13 protein-coding genes are annotated in these 17,536 nt (G+C 45.0%); 9 read left to right on the top strand and 4 right to left on the bottom strand.

Annotation, left to right across the window (positions count from 1 at the left end; all coding sequences use genetic code 11):
* Positions 1–93: 93 nt before the first annotated feature.
* Entirely contained in the window at positions 94–2,520 is a 2,427-nt protein-coding gene (plsB, locus tag AC2CZC_RS07605; RefSeq protein ID WP_484584374.1) for a glycerol-3-phosphate 1-O-acyltransferase PlsB, read from the top strand.
* Positions 2,521–2,541: 21 nt separating this feature from the next.
* Here plsB and tesB read toward each other — a convergent pair whose 3' ends face one another.
* On the bottom strand, positions 2,542–3,399 hold the full coding sequence (gene tesB / locus AC2CZC_RS07600) for an acyl-CoA thioesterase II (RefSeq protein WP_284021784.1): 858 nt from the start codon (positions 3,397–3,399) through the stop codon (positions 2,542–2,544).
* 74 nt (positions 3,400–3,473) lie between these two features.
* On the opposite strand from tesB, the gene AC2CZC_RS07595 reads away from it, so the two are divergent.
* Positions 3,474–3,935: an EVE domain-containing protein gene (locus AC2CZC_RS07595; protein WP_484584373.1), complete on the top strand. Its 462-nt coding sequence runs from the start codon at positions 3,474–3,476 to the stop codon at positions 3,933–3,935.
* 1 nt (position 3,936) lies between these two features.
* On the opposite strand, the gene AC2CZC_RS07590 is transcribed toward AC2CZC_RS07595, so the two are convergent.
* Both AC2CZC_RS07590 and AC2CZC_RS07585 read right to left on the bottom strand, forming a co-directional pair.
* Positions 3,937–4,143: a hypothetical protein gene (locus AC2CZC_RS07590; RefSeq protein ID WP_231099565.1), complete on the bottom strand. Its 207-nt coding sequence runs from the start codon at positions 4,141–4,143 to the stop codon at positions 3,937–3,939.
* Positions 4,140–5,201, bottom strand: a complete 1,062-nt coding sequence (locus AC2CZC_RS07585; protein WP_484584372.1) for a potassium channel family protein — start codon at positions 5,199–5,201, stop codon at positions 4,140–4,142. Before AC2CZC_RS07585 ends, AC2CZC_RS07590 begins: the two co-directional genes overlap by 4 nt.
* 204 nt (positions 5,202–5,405) lie before the next feature.
* On the opposite strand from AC2CZC_RS07585, the gene AC2CZC_RS07580 reads away from it, so the two are divergent.
* The 5 genes from AC2CZC_RS07580 (at position 5,406) to AC2CZC_RS07560 (ending at position 12,677) form a co-directional block, all read left to right on the top strand.
* The gene (locus AC2CZC_RS07580; RefSeq protein WP_039607532.1) at positions 5,406–6,347 is read left to right on the top strand and encodes a chemotaxis protein CheV; all 942 of its coding nucleotides are present in this window, start codon (positions 5,406–5,408) and stop codon (positions 6,345–6,347) included.
* 149 nt (positions 6,348–6,496) lie between these two features.
* A complete protein-coding gene (uvrD, locus tag AC2CZC_RS07575; protein ID WP_484584371.1) occupies positions 6,497–8,662 on the top strand; it encodes a DNA helicase II in 2,166 nt (721 codons plus the stop codon).
* Positions 8,640–10,718, top strand: a complete 2,079-nt coding sequence (locus AC2CZC_RS07570) for a GNAT family N-acetyltransferase (protein WP_484584370.1) — start codon at positions 8,640–8,642, stop codon at positions 10,716–10,718. The genes uvrD and AC2CZC_RS07570 overlap by 23 nt, the downstream gene beginning before the upstream one ends.
* The gene (locus AC2CZC_RS07565) at positions 10,684–11,790 is read left to right on the top strand and encodes an ABC transporter substrate-binding protein (RefSeq protein WP_484584369.1); all 1,107 of its coding nucleotides are present in this window, start codon (positions 10,684–10,686) and stop codon (positions 11,788–11,790) included. Before AC2CZC_RS07570 ends, AC2CZC_RS07565 begins: the two co-directional genes overlap by 35 nt.
* Before the next feature lie 38 nt (positions 11,791–11,828).
* Positions 11,829–12,677 carry a chemotaxis protein CheW gene (locus tag AC2CZC_RS07560; protein WP_063362872.1) on the top strand — a complete coding sequence of 283 codons (849 nt, stop codon included), beginning with the start codon at positions 11,829–11,831 and terminating at the stop codon, positions 12,675–12,677.
* A 62-nt stretch (positions 12,678–12,739) separates the two neighbouring features.
* Here AC2CZC_RS07560 and typA read toward each other — a convergent pair whose 3' ends face one another.
* Positions 12,740–14,560: a translational GTPase TypA gene (gene typA / locus AC2CZC_RS07555; RefSeq protein ID WP_039607527.1), complete on the bottom strand. Its 1,821-nt coding sequence runs from the start codon at positions 14,558–14,560 to the stop codon at positions 12,740–12,742.
* Between the two features lie 270 nt (positions 14,561–14,830).
* On the opposite strand from typA, the gene AC2CZC_RS07550 reads away from it, so the two are divergent.
* Both AC2CZC_RS07550 and AC2CZC_RS07545 read left to right on the top strand, forming a co-directional pair.
* Positions 14,831–16,189: a sigma-54-dependent transcriptional regulator gene (locus AC2CZC_RS07550; protein ID WP_484584368.1), complete on the top strand. Its 1,359-nt coding sequence runs from the start codon at positions 14,831–14,833 to the stop codon at positions 16,187–16,189.
* Positions 16,173–17,471 carry a sensor histidine kinase gene (locus AC2CZC_RS07545; protein WP_484584367.1) on the top strand — a complete coding sequence of 433 codons (1,299 nt, stop codon included), beginning with the start codon at positions 16,173–16,175 and terminating at the stop codon, positions 17,469–17,471. The genes AC2CZC_RS07550 and AC2CZC_RS07545 overlap by 17 nt, the downstream gene beginning before the upstream one ends.
* The last annotated feature ends 65 nt before the right edge of the window (positions 17,472–17,536 follow it).

Here is a 17,536-nt window from a genome sequence, read left to right as displayed (position 1 = left end):
CTGTAGGCGACACAATGCAAGGATTCACTGGACCATGGTCAGTCCAGTGAATCCTTGATATTCTATTGCAAAAATTATTATTTGGTACTGTATATGCGCTTTATATCCCAAAGTCTCAACGTGCTTGCACGCTGGACTAATTGGCTTTTAGTTAAAAGTAAATTGTTGCCAGAAAACCCAATCGAGCAATTTGGTCTTGATCCAAATCTGCCAACTTTTTATGTGGCGAGATTGAACTCCCATTCCGATCTCGCAGCCATTGATCGCATGTGCCAACAGCTTGGTCTGCCAAGCCCGATGCAATCGCAAAAGATAGGCAACACCGAGGTGCCGCGTTTTATTGCGATGCAAAACCCAACGCCGTTGCTTTCTAAATCAGCCAAACCGAGTAATGCACTACAACTAAGCAAAGACATATTTCACGCACTTAAAGCCAATCCTGAAATCAAAGCCCAAATCTTGCCTGTCTCCGTATTTTGGGGCCGAGATCCGGGTAAGGAAAAGCCAGGACTTGGGACGCTATTGAGCCACTCACTGACGCCAAGTTGGCTTCGTAAAGGCTTGGTCATTTTGTTTTCAGGCCGTGATAACCTTGTACGCTTTTCGACACCCATTGCCGTTGAGCAATTAATGAATGACAAAGCGGATGTAGAAGAGTTACCACAAAAGTTACTGCGCGTAGCCCGTGTCCACTTCCGTCGTCAGCAACTTGCCGCAACAGGGCCTAAGCTCCCATCCAGAGAAGCCCTATTCAACTCGATTCTCGCCGCGCCCAATATCAAAAAGGCCATTGCTGAAGAAGCCAAAGCAAAAGGCTTGAGTCATCATGAAGCAAGGCTCAATGCACAAGAGTTACTAGACGAGATCGCAGCAAACTACTCTGATGCCATGGTGCGCGTTGCCGACCGCGTACTAACTTGGCTTTGGAACAAGTTATACAACGGGATTGAAGTCAAAAATGCCGATGAGGTCAGATCGCTGGCAGATAAGGGACATGAAATCATATACGTGCCATGTCATCGCTCTCATATGGATTACTTATTGCTGACTTATGTCATTTATCATCAAGGCTTAGTACCGCCGCATATTGCCGCAGGTGTCAATCTGAACTTTTTCCCAGCAGGTGGTATTTTCCGCCGCTCAGGCGCATTTTTTATTCGCCGCTCGTTTGCCGGTAATAAGCTCTATTCTGCGGTTTTCAAAGAGTATTTAAGCCAGTTATTTATCAAAGGCTACTCAGTCAAGTTTTACACTGAAGGCGGCCGCAGCCGCACAGGTCGATTGCTACCGCCCAAAACCGGTATGTTAGCCATGACCATGCAATCTATGCTTAAAGGCATAGATAGACCGATTTCGATTGTGCCTGTTTATATCGGTTATGAGCATGTCATGGAGATCAATACCTACCTCAAAGAGCTCGCTGGTAATAATAAGAAAAATGAATCTGTGTTAGGCGTATTCAAAGCCATTAAGAATCTGCGTAACTACGGGCGCGGTTATTTAAACTTTGGCCAACCTATCAACCTAAACCAATATTTAAATGAACACCAACCTGATTGGCGCCAGGCAATCAATGCTGAGGACGCTCCAAAACCACAGTGGCTTAACAACCAAGTCGCTAATGTCGCCGACCAAATCATGACAAACATCAACGCCAGTGCTGCTTTGAATGTGATTAATGTACTTGCGACCATCTTACTCAGTAATGAGCAATTTGCCTTGAGCAAGCAAAAGCTTCTGGAGCAACTGCGCTTTTATTTAGCACTGCAACAGCACGCCAAATACAACGCACATGTTACTCAACCAGATGAAGATGCAGAGGCGCTACTGGCCCATGCGCTTAAACTCGATAAATTTGAAGTACTGCAAGATGGGTTAGGTGACATCATCACCATCAAAGAAAAAGAACGTACACTGTTCAACTATTATCGTAATAATATTTTGCATCTATTTGCGGTACCTAGTGTATTGGCACAAATGCTATTCAATCGCTTTAGCATGACCACGCAAGAGTGTGAGCAAAAACTTGCAAGGCTTTATCCGCTATTTGCAAAAGAGTGGTTTTTGACCCCTATGCCAAGTGGCTATGTCAAGGATATCCTAACCAGCTTTGCACAGCATGATTTAATTACTTTTGACGGTGTTCATGCGGTTGCGAGTAAAGACAATCGCGCGCTTGCTAAGCTAGAAATGTTAGGTAAGGTGTGTCACTTAACCCTTGAGCGCTATGCCATCACCAGCAGCCTCGTGATTAATAATCAAGGTATCAAGCGTCCTGATTTAGAGAAGGAAAGTGACATCTTAGCCAATCGTTTAGGCACCCTGCATGGGATCAAGAGCCCTGAGTTTTTTGACAAAAAAGTACTGAGCAACTTCATCAATGCATTGCGTGAGCAAGGCTTTATCAGTATTTCAGAGCAACAGACTATCAATGCAGAACCTCAGCTTGAAGAGTTACAAGCATTCCTCACAGAGCTACTGCCGGCGCGGATCTGGCAATCTATTAACGATACCGTTTAAATTCGTTACCGATGCGCCGATTTAACGTTGGCGCATCACCCCTTCTTGTATCGTGGATGCCACAAGTTCACCCTGACGATTAAAGAACTGCCCTCGTACCAGACCGCGACCATTGCTCGCGCTTGGACTATCTACACTGTAAAGCATCCAATCGTCTAATCTAAATGGACGGTGAAACCACATCGCATGGTCAATCGTCGCAACCTGCATATTCGGCTGCATAAATGATAGACCGTGAGGTTGCAAAGCTGTTGGTAAAAACTCAAAGTCAGACGCATAAGCCAATAAATAATTATGAATACGCCTTTCATCTGGCATGGTGCCATTAGCCTTAAACCACACATGACGCTTAGCTGCCGCCTTTTGTGGCTGAAACGGATTTTGGAAATTAACCGGGCGCATATCCAATGGCATTTCTTGGGTAAACTTAGGTCTCAGCGCCTTTGGGATCAACTCAGCATTATCTTGATAAAACTGCAGCGCAGATTTCAGAGTTTCAGGCTCTGGCACAACCGGCATTTCAGATTGATGGGATAAACCTGGTTCATCTCCTTGAAACGACGCCGTCATATAAAAAATCGGTTTCCCGTATTGGATGGCACTCACTCGTCTTGTGCTGAAGCTGCGTCCATCACGAATATTTTCTACATCATATACAATGGGTTTACTGGCATCGCCTGGGCGCAAGAAATAAGAGTGCAGGGAGTTGACATAACGGCCCTCAGGTAGGGTATATTTCGCTGCAGACAGTGCTTGTCCCATTACTTGTCCACCAAAGACCTGTGGAAATCCTAAATCTTGGCTTTGACCGCGATAGATCCCCTGTTCAATTTCTTCCAAACTCAATAAATCAAGTAAATCCTGTAAAACCTGACTCATAAGTCACCTCACCATTGTAGTTACTGCGATTAGTGATAATAATACACTAATCTACTTTTAATTGAGTACTTATAATGGCTTATTGGTTATTCAAAACAGAACCTGATGCATACTCTCTCGATGATTTAAAAAACGCACCTGAGCAAAGCACGTTTTGGGAAGGAATTCGCAACTACCAAGCACGTAACTTTATGCGCGACCAGATGCAAGTAGGCGATGAGGTCTTTATTTATCATTCAAGTTGTAAAGTACCTGCAGTTGTAGGTATCGCTAAAGTAGTCGAGGGGGCACAAGCAGATCCGTATCAATTTGATGCCAGTAGTGATTATTACGACCCTAAATCATCCCCTGAGAACCCAAGATGGATAGGTGTCACCGTGCAATATGTCGAACAATTACCTTCTCAAGTGACCCTAAAGGCCATTAAAGCAGAGGATACCATCACTGAACTGGCACTCAAAAAAGCCGGTAGGCTTTCCATTATGCCAGTCACAGACACTGAGTGGCAGCACATCATCGCGATGTCTAAAAGATAAGTTAACTGTGTTTTTTACGGCGAGTTTTCACTCGCCCAGTTTTTGGGATCATTGTCACATACAGTAGCAATGCAACCCATGAGAAAAACAAGGTGCCTATCAACCAGCCGTTTTTCTCATGTCCTTTAGAGCGCTTACTACCAGCCACCATAGCAATAGGCGCTAAGTAAAGACAAACCATCCCAACCATTAACATCAACTCGGTCATAACTGCTCCCAAGCTACCTCTTTTTCTAACACTCGCTGCGGCGCAATATAGTGAATAAAGTCCCCACCTTTTAGGGCATAATTTAGCGGTGGATTTAAATCCATATCCTGACCACTTCGGTCATGGGCAACCCCCAGCAAAGTTGCATTGTGATGCTCTTTGAAAAACATAAACAACTGACCAAATTCACACGCTGCCAGCGAGCTCGGAATTTGCAGACTAAATTGCGTGTCACCTCTCAAGGTCGATAACAGCTCTTCCTGTATACGACTAGAACCGGGATCCTGCATAGAACGCACCAATATTTCAGCAGACATGGCCGTTGAGCACTCGACATTCGCACAGTGTACGCGCAGTAATTGCGCTTTGGTTTCATCAATAAAATGGGCACTGATATGTGCGGTCTCTTTCACCATTGGGCTAAGCTTTAACGCCGTAGTGAATGTATGATCATCATCTTTACCATCTACAATGATCTTATCGGCTTCCTGAATGGCGGTGCGAGATAACTCTGTATCATCTGTGAAGCTTGCTAAGCGCACAAAGTCTACTTGAGGGTAACGTAATAATGGGTGCTCCATTTCCTCTTGTACGGCAAGAATGATCCGTCGCTCAATACGCTTATTATCTGCCAAGATAAATTCAATCATCTTTTCAGTTCTGGTTGAATGCCAACCAAAGATAATGATGTGGTCATGTAGATGTGAGAAATCTTTATCGCCCTTCATTGCTTTTTTCACCCATATTGTAATTTCTTGTCCAACTTTCCCTAATAAAACACCAAACAACGCTAACCCAAATGGGATCTGCACCAAGGTAACAACCCATCGCCCAAGCTCAGACGCAGCGCTCAAGTCCCCATAACCCACCGTAGAGGTAGTCACGACATAGTAATAAACGAATGTACTAAAAGGTAATAGCGCTTGCTCTTGTGCTAACCATAATAGTCCCCACGTCAATAACATATGGCTGACTGTTGCCAGCACTAAGACTTGCCAGCTCGCTCGGTTGATGTGGCTTTGGATTTGTAGCAGCATGCGCTTCATGACAATTGGCATTGGTTATCCTGATCCTATCTTTTTATCCCTGTATGACATCATCTATCAGTAAATAAACAAGTCAATGCTTTACAGGCAAAAAATTGATTTATCCTATATTTTTCAGTAAATACGGCATTTGTACGTTGACTGAGGTAAAGAACTCGTAATTTTTACTGTTATATGTGTATACTTTGAAAAGCAGCAATATGATGAGGTGAAAGTATGGCGGGTGTGTTAGCTTCAGTTGATCAACGCACACAGTTGGTAGGTGAAAACCGGCTTGAATTATTGCTATTTCATTTACACAGTCGACACCTGTTTGCACTGAATGTATTTAAAGTAAAAGAAGTCGTTAAACTCCCTCACTTAAACAAGATGCCCAACGCCCACCCTAAGGTTGCCGGTGTCACCAATATACGCGGAGAATCCATCCCCGTTATCGACTTGCGACAAGCGATTTGCATGCCCCCTACTGAATATGACGATGACAGCAATCTTGTTATCACTGAATATAATCGTACCGTACAAGCGTTTTTAGTCGGTAAAGTGGATCACATCGTCAATACCACTTGGTCAGACATTATGCCAACCCCGAAAACGGTCGGCAGAAATCATTATTTGACGGCATTAACCAAGGTCCAACGTGAAGGGGTCGAACACATTGTGGAAATTATCGATGTGGAAAAGGTGCTGGCTGAAATCATTGACTACGACATCGAGATCCCTGAGGGCGTACTCGACCAGAGCATCTTAAATCAATTTAAAGGACGCAAAATCCTTCACGCAGATGATTCGGCCACTGCTCGCCGTCAAGTCTCTGATACTTTGGCGCAAATAGGCATAGAGATCATTCCGGCAACAGATGGCCAAGAAGCGCTTAATCTACTTAAACACTGGGCAGATGAAGGCATTGACGTGAACAAAGAACTGATGGCGGTGATCACTGATGCTGAAATGCCGGTCATGGACGGCTATCGACTCACCTATGAAATACGCAATGACGAAAGACTCAAAGATCTTTATGTCATACTCAATACGTCATTAAGCGGCAGTTTCAACCAAGCTATGGTGGAGAAAGTCGGGTGTAATGCATTTTTATCTAAGTTTCAGCCCGACTTATTAGTCCAAGAAATGCAAAAACGTTTAAAGCAAATTCTAGGCTAAAAACTGTATAAAAAGACAGTGGAGTAAAAATTAAATATAGCTAATTTTCAATTGGTTATATTTTAAGGCATTGAAATATTCGCTGAAAACTGGGCTTTAAATGCGACGCTAGGTATACTTTGCCCTCACTTTTCGAAATAGGCGCAAAGATGGACGTATCTGAATTACTTGACGGCTTGAATGACAAGCAGCGTGAAGCGGTTGCTGCACCGCTCAGCAATATGCTTATTCTGGCTGGCGCGGGCTCTGGTAAAACACGAGTGCTGGTGCACCGTATCGCTTGGTTAATGCAGGTAGAGCACGCCTCTCCTTACAGCATTTTTGCTGTAACCTTTACCAATAAAGCCGCCAAAGAAATGCGTACTCGTGTTGAAGAAACACTGCAAAGTCCAGTTGGCGGAATGTGGATCGGTACCTTCCACGGCTTATCACATCGTATTTTGCGCGCCCATCACAGAGAAGCGAACTTACCTGAGTCATTCCAAATCCTAGATTCAGACGATCAGCAGCGTATGATCAGACGTCTACTCAAGTCAATGAATATTGACGAGAAAAAATGGCCAGCCAAGCAGCTTAGCTGGTATATCAGTGCCCGAAAAGATGAAGGTTTACGCCCCAAAGACATTCAAGCTTATGACGCCAGTGAGCAACTCATGCTGAACGTTTACACGGCCTATCAAGATGCCTGTGATAGAGCTGGTTTGGTCGATTTTGCGGAAATCTTGCTACGTTGCTACGAATTGCTTCAGCAGCAACCAACATTGCTGCGCCACTATCAACAACGCTTCAAGCATATGTTGGTAGACGAATTCCAAGATACCAACAGCATTCAATACCAATGGCTTCGCCTACTCGCCGATGGCGACAACAACATCATGATCGTCGGTGATGATGACCAAAGTATCTACGGCTGGCGTGGTGCGAAAATTGAAAACATCAAACGCTTCTTAAAAGACTTTGATGCCGATACCATTCGCCTTGAGCAAAACTACCGCTCGACAGGCACCATTTTGAAAGCCTCCAATGCGCTCATTCAAAATAACTCAGAACGAATGGGTAAAAGCCTTTGGACAGATGGTACACAAGGGGAGCCAATCTCCATTTATGCCGCCTTCAATGAATTAGATGAAGCGCGCTTTACCGTAGGCAAAATTAAATCTTGGCTACAAGATGGCAATGCACTGACAGACTGCGCCATCTTATACAGAAACAATGCGCAATCCCGTGTACTGGAAGAAGCCCTTTTACAAGAAGGCCTAAAGTATCGCATATACGGCGGGATGCGCTTCTTCGAGCGTCAAGAGATCAAAGATGCGCTCTCTTATTTGCGCCTGATCAGCAACCGTAACGATGATGCCGCGTTTGAGCGTGTGATCAATACACCGACTCGTGGTATTGGCGACAAAACGCTGAGTCATATTCGTGACTGTGCACGCAATGAGTCTCTGCCACTATGGTATGCGGCCAAAGCTGTCATCGAGCAGCAACATCTGGCAGGGCGCGCAGCCACAGCGGTAACACGCTTTATTGAATTAATCGAACAACTAGATGAAAAGCTGGTTGAACTCGAACTTGCTGAACAAGCCAAAACCACCATAGAACACTCCGGCTTATTGGCCATGTATCAAGCTGAAAAAGGTGAAAAAGGTCGTGCCCGAGTAGAGAACTTAGAAGAATTAATTAATGCGTGTGGCCAATTTGAGCTGCCAATAGAAGAAGAATTTAGCTCGCCACTGCAAGGCTTCTTAGCCTATACCTCACTCGAGTCTGGTGAAGGTCAAGCTGATGAGCACGAAGATGCAGTGCAAATGATGACGCTGCACTCGGCCAAAGGTCTAGAGTTTCCACTGGTCTTTATGGTGGGTGTAGAAGAAGGCATGTTCCCATCACAGCAAAGCCATGAAGAGTCTGGGCGCTTAGAAGAAGAACGCAGACTGTGTTATGTCGGTATGACTCGCGCAATGCAAAAGCTGTATATCAGTCATGCTGAAAGTCGTCGTTTGTATGGCCAAGAGAAATACCATAGCCCATCTCGATTTTTGCGTGAACTACCTGAAGACTGTACTGAAGAGATCCGCATTAAAACTCAAGTATCTAGACCGGCTACCACTAATCGCTTCAGCGCATCGGTCAGCCATGCTGCATTTGAAGACAGTGACTTCAACCTTGGGCAACGTGTGCTACACGCAAAATTTGGTGCCGGTACCGTACTCAATTACGAAGGCGTTGGTGCGCAATCTCGTATTCAGGTCAATTTTGACGACGTCGGTACTAAGTGGCTGGTAACGGCTTATGCAAGACTGCAAGCCATTTAATCTCGACTCAATACTCCTTGCGTTGCAAAACGCAAGACACCGCCAACTGCTGCTACTTTGTGGCAGCAGAAGCTGGGGGAAAGCGTACTTTCAACGCCTTGCCCACTCTACTGAGCAGCTTATTCTGAGTGATGATAGCACCTTGGACAAGGCTGTTTGGCCACAGCATCTGCACCAAATATTAGGTCAGGAGTTCGATTTTGTCCTGTACGATGGCTACAGCGGCATAGTCCCCAATAAGCTCGCAGCATGCACTGGCACAGTCAGATCCGGTGGGCTGCTAGTACTGTTGCTGCCAGAATTATCAAATCTGGTATTTTGGTGTGATCCAGCGCTGACACGCTGGCTCTCTGAAGGCGAACAGGCCACACAAAGCCCTTTTTTAAAACGCTTTGCACACCAAGTCCAACAGCAAAACTGCTGGATAATTAATGAATCAGGCGAGACAAATCTTCCCGCTCAATACTGCGCAGAGAAATCCACTTTAGACCTACAGTCTCAAGCACACCTGGTCGCTCTGATCACAGGACATTTTCAACGCGAATCCAATACGCCAATATTACTCAGTGCGGACAGAGGACGTGGTAAGTCAGCAACACTCGGGTTAATTGCCGCCGCCTTCGCTGACAAACAGGTTATCTTATGCGCACAGCAGCGTCGAGCAGTACAAAATGGCTTTAAACACTATGCGCAGGCCCATGACCTTGATGAGCCCAAGGTCAATCAAAACCACTGTCAGACATTATCATACATGCCCCCTGATATTGTGATTGCAACCAAGCCACAGTGCGACATCTTACTCATCGATGAGGCTGCAGCGATACCGGTACCAATTTTAAAACAGTTACTCGATTTATATCCCAATACTGTATTTGCCAGTACCTTAGTGGGTTATGAAGGCAATGGCCGCGGCTATACACTGCGTTTTAAAGCGCATCTCGAAGCCGAGCATCCACACTTTTTAGACTTGCACCTCCAAGAGCCTATTCGCTATGGCGCAGGCGATCCATTAGAGCAGCATATGCGCCAACTACTGGCACTCGACAGTCAATATTCAGCGATAGAACCTGCGCAGAGCAAACTTGAATACAGCGAAGTGAGTCGCGATACCCTTATCCACAATGAAGCCTTGTTACAGCAAATCTTTGCATTACTGGTTTTGGCGCACTACCAAACGTCAGTCAATGACTTGAGACAGCTATTGGATAGCCCCAGCAACCGACTGTTTGTCGTCAGCCAACATCACCAGCCCGTCGCAGTGTGTTTAGTTGGTTTAGAGGGTAACTTAACACCGGAGCTTGCCAGTAAAATTGCACTGGGTGAGCGTCGACCAGCTGGGCATTTAATGGCGCAACAGCTGACCCAGCTCTTAGGCAACTCCCAATTTTGCACTGCACAAGGCGCACGCATCGTGCGTATTGCAGTAGCACCATCTCACCAAAAGCTGGGCATTGGTAGCGAGCTAATTCGCTTTGTCATGGCACAGTTAAACAGCCAAGTGAGTTATTTTGGCAGCAGCTTTGGCGCGCAGTCTAAGCTTCTCAATTTCTGGCAACAGCTGGGCTTTAAACCTATGAAGTTAGGTTTTAAGCAAGATAAAGCCAGTGGCGAGTTTGCAGTATTGATAATACATAGTCATAGCAAAATTGCGCTCAGCGCAGAGCAAGACGCTTTTACGGAACAACTTTTCTTTGCACTGAGCAGTCTATACGCTAAGTTACCATGGACGCTTGTTCGCAGCTTACTAAGCACACTTCCCGACAGGGGGCTGCCTGAACAGCTATATAAGCAAGTGGCTTACTTGGCCAGTAAAACGGCCACAGAGCAACAAGTTGCACCAGTAATACAGCAAGTTATAAAAACACAGCCCAGCATCATAAATTCGCTTTCAAGGATTGCTCAACAGCAGGTAATTCAACTATTATTACAACGACATCAGCCAAAAGAATTAGCCAAAGCACTTAAATTAGAGTCTAAAAAACAATTACAGCTGGCCTATCAGTCACTGTTATCGGAAGTTTATGCTGAAATTACTCGTAAAAACGGCCCTTATTAGCACGTTATTCATTGTATCCGCGCAGATTGCGGCACAGCCCAAAACACACATTAAATTAGGCATGAGCGTTGCATTGAGCGGACCTGCCAGTCATATTGGCCAGCAACTTAAGCAAGGTCATGAACTCTACTTTAATTACGCCAATCAACAATCCGATATTGAACACCCCCATATTCAACTCATTGCACTCGACGATGGCTATGAGCCGAGCCGCGCGGTTGATAATACGCAGTACCTTATCAGGCATCAGCACATCGATGCCCTGATCGGCAACATGGGGACGCCCACGACACATGCAATCAAAGAGATTTTAAAACGCCACCAGCTGCCATTATTAATGCCCTACACTGGCGCCGAATTCTTATATCAAAACCCGGGGTTCCCTATTTATAAACTCCGAGCAAGCTATTTAGATGAAGCCCAAGAACAAATTCGCTATCTTGTCGATGAACTTGGGCACACAAAAATTGCGTTGTTTATTCAGGCAGATGAATTTGGCCTCACATTAGAAAAAAGTCACCGCCAAGCACTTAAAGACAAAGGCATTGAACCCGTTGTCATCGCACGTTTTCGTCGCAATACCAATGATGTCGCAAAAGCGCTGACACAGATATTAACCACACAAGCAACAGCCATTGCCATGATTGGCACCTACGAGCCGCTTGCTGCGTTTATCAATCAAGCGCATAGAGGTGGTTTTAGAGGCACCTATACCAGCGTTTCGTTTGTATCATCTGCCTCTCTGTTTGCTGACATCACGGTGCCCGCTCATGTAATGGTGACCGAAGTCTTGCCCGACCCCAATACGTGTCATGGAGACATTTGCAACTTATTTCGCAACTTATCAAAAACACATCAGAAAACCATGACTTACCAATCTTTTGAAGGGTTTGTAAATGCTTACTTATTTTCGAAATCGCTTCAGCACTGCGATTACACCAAACTATCAGCGTGTATCGCCACCGCCATGCCACATACGTTAAGCACAGATAAAGCGCTACAATCGCTGTTAAACCAGCAACAAAAAAGTACCTCACAGCGTCCGGTATTTAGGTCTTATTTAAAATATTGATCTATGCTTAGCTCAAGCAATTAATGTTTGAGGCAAACATGGACTTGATCAATTTTCGAGTAGGAAAAAAAACAATATCGCTCAAAATTTTAGATATCTTATTGACCGAACGCTATGAAGGAAACCTCACTTCATTGCCCAATGACAACCCGAGCTTTTTGGGGGTTAAAGATTACATGGGCACACCAACCCCAATCTTTGATTTGGGGCTAATCCTGAATAACCAATCTTCATATGACACCAACCAATCTTTGGTTGAACTGTTACAGCAAAGAGAGCAAGACCAGAAAGCGTGGCTCTCAGAGCTAGAGATCAGCGTGCATAATGACGTCCCGTTCACTCAAGCCAGAGATCCCAAGCAATCAGAATTTGGCAAATGGTTTTATAACTTCAAAACAGATAATGAAGACCTAAAAGCAATTTTAGCGCGCTTTGAAGAGCCACATACTCGCTTACATGCTATCGCCGATGAAATACTCGCCTTGTCCAGCAAGGCCCAAAAAGAGCAAGCAATCGCCTTACTAGAGAAAGAAAAGCTCACAACCTTTACTAAATTGATACGACTGTTTGAGTCTGCCAGAGATCAAATTATTCTTGATCACAAGCCGATTATCGTCTTTACCACGGAAAATGGTCAGCAGCCTCACATAGGACTATTAGTGGATAAAGTGGAAGACAATATTCATTGTGATGAATCAGATATTAAACCACTACACGAGATGACCAATGTCGGTTTTGATATTGACCCGCAAACCAAAAAAATGATGAAAGGGCTGATCAAGCAAGGTGATAATCACAGCTTGGTATTAGACCCTAGTGCGATTTTTAGGCCGGAGCACTTGAAAGATTATGCACCAATAGAAACGGAAGAATACGGTTTATTTTAGTAAAGTAACATAAACAAAAACGCCGCGTAGTACGCGGCGTTTTTTATATTCGAAATTAAGCTTTATTTAGCTTGACGGCTTGCGCGCTTACGCTCACTTTCAGTCAATAGCTTCTTACGAATACGGATGCTTTCAGGCGTTACTTCTACCAGCTCGTCATCATCGATGAACTCAAGAGCTTGCTCAAGTGTCATGACGATTGGCGGCACAAGGTTTTGCGCTTCATCAGTACCTGATGCACGAACGTTCGTTAGCTGCTTACCTTTAAGCGCGTTAACGGTTAAGTCGTTATCACGTGCGTGAATACCGATGATCATACCTTCGTATACTTCAACACCGTGACCGATGAATAGCTTACCACGGTCTTGAAGGTTGAATAGTGCGTTAGTCAGTGCTTTACCTGCCGCGTTTGCGATAAGTACACCGTTCTTACGTTGACCAATGTTACCGCCTTTGTGTGGGCCGTAGTGATCAAACGTGTGGTACATTAGACCAGAACCAGACGTCAGCGTCATAAAGTCAGTTTGGAAACCGATAAGACCACGTGAAGGCATCATGAAGTCCATACGGATACGACCTTTACCATCTGGTGCCATATCAGTCATTTCTGCTTTACGAAGACCAAGTTGCTCCATGATAGAACCTTGGTGCTCTTCTTCAACGTCAACTGTTACTGTTTCGTACGGTTCTTCTAACTGGCCATCTACTTCACGAAGAATTACTTCTGGACGAGATACAGCTAGCTCGTAACCTTCACGACGCATGTTTTCGATTAGGATACCTAGGTGAAGTTCACCACGACCTGATACGCGGAAGCTATCTGGGTTATCAGTCTCTTCAACGCGAAGTGCTACGTTGTGTACAAGCTCAGCTTGAAGACGCTCAAGGATGTTACGTGAAGTCACGAACTTACCTTCTTGGCCTGAGAACGGTGATGTGTTTACAGAGAACGTCATTGTTACTGTAGGCTCATCAACAGACAGTGCAGGTAGTGCTTCAACAGCGTTCACATCACATACTGTGTCAGAGATCTTAAGTTCACCAAGACCTGTGATCGCAATGATATCGCCCGCTTGCGCTTCTTGCGCTTCGTGACGGTCAAGACCTAAATAAGTCAGTACTTGGCCAACTTTACCGTTACGTGTTTTACCATCAGCGCCAACAATTGTTACCTGCTGGTTTACTTTAACAGTACCGCGCTTGATACGACCAACACCGATTACACCGATGTAAGAGTTGTAGTCTAGCTGAGAGATCTGCATTTGGAAGTCGCCAGCTGGATCTGCGTCTGGCTGCTCTACCTGCTCAACAATCGCTTCAAACATAGGTTGCATGTTGTCAGACGGCTCGTCTAAATCAAGTGTCGCCCAACCGTTGATAGCAGATGCGTAGATAACTTGGAAATCAAGCTGTTCATCTGTCGCGCCTAGGTTGTCGAATAGGTCAAATACTTGATCCATAACCCAGTCAGGACGTGCGCCTGGCTTGTCAATTTTGTTGATAACAACGATAGGCTTAAGGCCAAGAGCAAATGCTTTTTGCGTTACGAAACGCGTCTGAGGCATTGGACCTTCTTGTGCATCTACTAGTAGAAGTACAGAATCAACCATTGATAGTACACGTTCTACTTCACCACCAAAGTCGGCGTGTCCCGGGGTGTCTACGATATTGATGTGGTAGTCGTTCCACTCAATGGCGGTGTTTTTCGCCAAGATTGTGATACCACGCTCTTTTTCAATATCATTTGAATCCATTACACGCTCTTCGTTGCCACCGCGTGTCTCTAATGTGCCAGACTGTTCTAGCAGCTTATCGACTAGGGTAGTTTTACCATGGTCAACGTGTGCGATAATCGCAATATTTCTTAACTTTTCAATGCTCATTACTGTTACTCAGAGAAGTTGGCCTTCAGTGATCCTAGTCGATCCACGCAAAATTGCGCACCTAAGATACCGTTCCACAATTAAAGGTCGCGTATTATCCCCTAATAATGTGACAGATGAAAGTTTATCCAGAGGATTTTTTTCTTCTTTACTGCAATTTACTGCTCAAATCCGCTGATTTATTGCCTGTTGTTTGTTCCTGTACAAAGTACTAAACTGCGTCACAAGCCCTTAGCAAAATGGGCAAAAAGAAAAACAAAGGAACGATATATGAAGTCACAGTCTCTGATTTTGATTGTGGAAGATAACCGTGAGGTGAGACTCGCGGCACGATTTGTACTGGAAGATTTCGGCTATCAAGTCGAAGAAGTCGAAAACCCCGTACAAGCACATGAATTTCTCTCCCATACCCACCCAGCTTTGATCATGCTCGACATGAACTTTGATCTCGACTCTACCTCAGGTGAAGAAGGACTGCGCTTTTTACGCGGACTCAAACGTGACGCCATCGACATTCCCGTGATCGCCATGACAGCATGGTCAAATACAGATTTGGTAGTGCAAGCCATGCAGCTGGGCGCTGTCGACTTTATTGAAAAGCCTTGGCAAAACCAGCGTCTTGAACAAGTGATTCAGCAGCAACTGAAAATCTCAGGGCTGCAAAAAAGTAACTCCGCCCTCAGCCAAGCGCTTACGCCAAACGGGGATGAACCCATTTGGCAAAGCGCGGCAATGCAGCAACTAATGACCCAGCTCAGCGCCGTAGCCCAAACGGATGCGAATATCCTCATAACTGGTGAAAACGGCGTGGGGAAAAGCCACATTGCCACTTGGATTCATAACCAGTCTTTGCGAAATACACAGCCGTTTATTTCACTCAATATGGCTGCCATTCCTGAGCAGTTATTTGAAAGCGAGCTGTTCGGTCATGTTAAAGGCGCATTTACGGATGCCAAAACTGAGCGCATAGGCCGTTTTGCATTGGCTGATAAAGGCACCTTATTTTTAGACGAGATAGGCACATTGCCGCTTGCGCAGCAGGCCAAGTTGCTGCGCGTACTTGAAACAGGCGAATTTGAAATGGTGGGCTCGAGCAAGACCCTGACCAGTGATGTACGACTTATCAGCGCAACCAACGCTGAATTTGAGCAACTCATTACCAAAGGTGAATTTCGACAGGACTTATATTACCGCCTAAATACATTCGCATTTACCATTCCTGCACTGCGAGAACGGGTCGATGATATTGTGCCTCTCGCCGAGCACTTTTTGGCAAGACATGGCAGTAAGTATAACAAGCTAGGTGTTACGATTGGTCCTTGCGCGAAGCAAGCATTGATGCAATACAGCTGGCCCGGTAATACGCGCGAGCTGAGCCATTTAATGGAAAGAGCCGTGCTACTTTGCCAAGCTGGCGTCATTCTCGCCACCGACCTGCATCTGCCTACTACACAAAATAGCAATGCCACCGACGCACTCCCAGAGATGACACTAGAACAAGCCGAAAGACATTTAATTGAAAAAGCGCTGAGTAAATTTTCTGGCAATAAAAACAAAGCAGCCCAGCAGCTTGGGATAACTAAACAGGCACTGTATCGACGGTTAGAAAAATATGCGCTGGAAGAATAATAGCTTAGAAGGCTTTTGGAAAAGACAGTGTCTGCTGCTGATCCTAGTGCAAATAGGTTTGCTCACGGTTTGCTGGCAGTTTGGTTTTTCACAGCCACACCCCATTTTCAATGCGGTGACAATCAGTTGTTTAATCGCTTGGCTAGGGGCAACTATTTGGATATTCAGTGGTGTTATCACACAGGTCAAATCTTCATATTTGCGCAGTACAACCCAGCTTGAGTCTTGTCGGCAACAAGACTTTAGCCAGCGAGCAAAAGCCCGTTTTACCTCAGGTATTATTGGTAACTTCCATCACCAGCTAAATGAATTAAGTAACGACTTACTCACAACAAAAAGTAATGAAGACAAAGAGTCCATCTTGCTTTTTCGACTTGTTAAGCAATTAAATACGCCAATATTGGTGTTCGATGAGCGTTTGCAATTGAGCTTCGGTAATCAAGCATGTACGACATTATTCAATCAACCTTGGCAATCCTTACGCTTTACCAGCGCTGCACGACTCGGTTTAGGCAACCAGCCTGATTGGCACTTTAAAGATGAAAAGCGCCAACAACGCTGGCAAGTGCGCCACAGTAACTTTAATCATAATGGCCACACTTATCACTTGTTAGTGATGACGGATATCCAAATAGCGTTGAGGGAGCAAGAACTCAAGGCATGGCAGCGTTTGATACGGGTTATTAGCCATGAGATCCGTAATTCTCTCACCCCAGTCAGTACCATGTTAGAGAGACTGAGGCATAGGGCAAGCAATGAGCGAGATAGCGCTGCCTTTGATATCATTGTGGAACGCTGTGAACATCTAGCTGAATTCGTAAAACGCTATGCTCAGTTACAACAAAGCGTCACGGTAAAGGCCACAGCTCAGCCTTTTTCGCAGCTTTGTATGGAACTGAGCGCTTTATATCCTCAGGTAAACTGGCAACTAGAAGGTCAACACCTCACGCTCAATTGCGATGTGACGTTACTCAAGCAAGTACTTATCAACTTAACTAAGAATGCATTGGAAGCCTGCTCGGACACACCGCAACTCACGTTATCACTGAAACTAAAAAATCACACTGCGACAATTAGCCTTACAGACAACGGTCATGGCCTCATTAACCCCGATAACTTGTTTGTGCCTTTTTATTCAACTAAGGAGCAAGGTGAAGGTATCGGCCTAATGTTGTGCCAACACCTGACTGAGCAAATGAATGGCCAATTGCAATTAATTAATCGCGTTGATGGTCAACGGGGTGCCAGTGCCGTTATCACATTATCGCAACCTACTCACTAAGTGTCCGAATTTAATAAAGCAAAGTCCGGTTTCGGACTTTGCTTTATTAATTTAGCCACATAAAA

The organism is Pseudoalteromonas sp. MMG033 (assembly GCF_057197785.1).
Note: the sequence above shows the minus strand (reverse complement) of the source record. Positions and strands in the feature narration are given on the sequence as shown.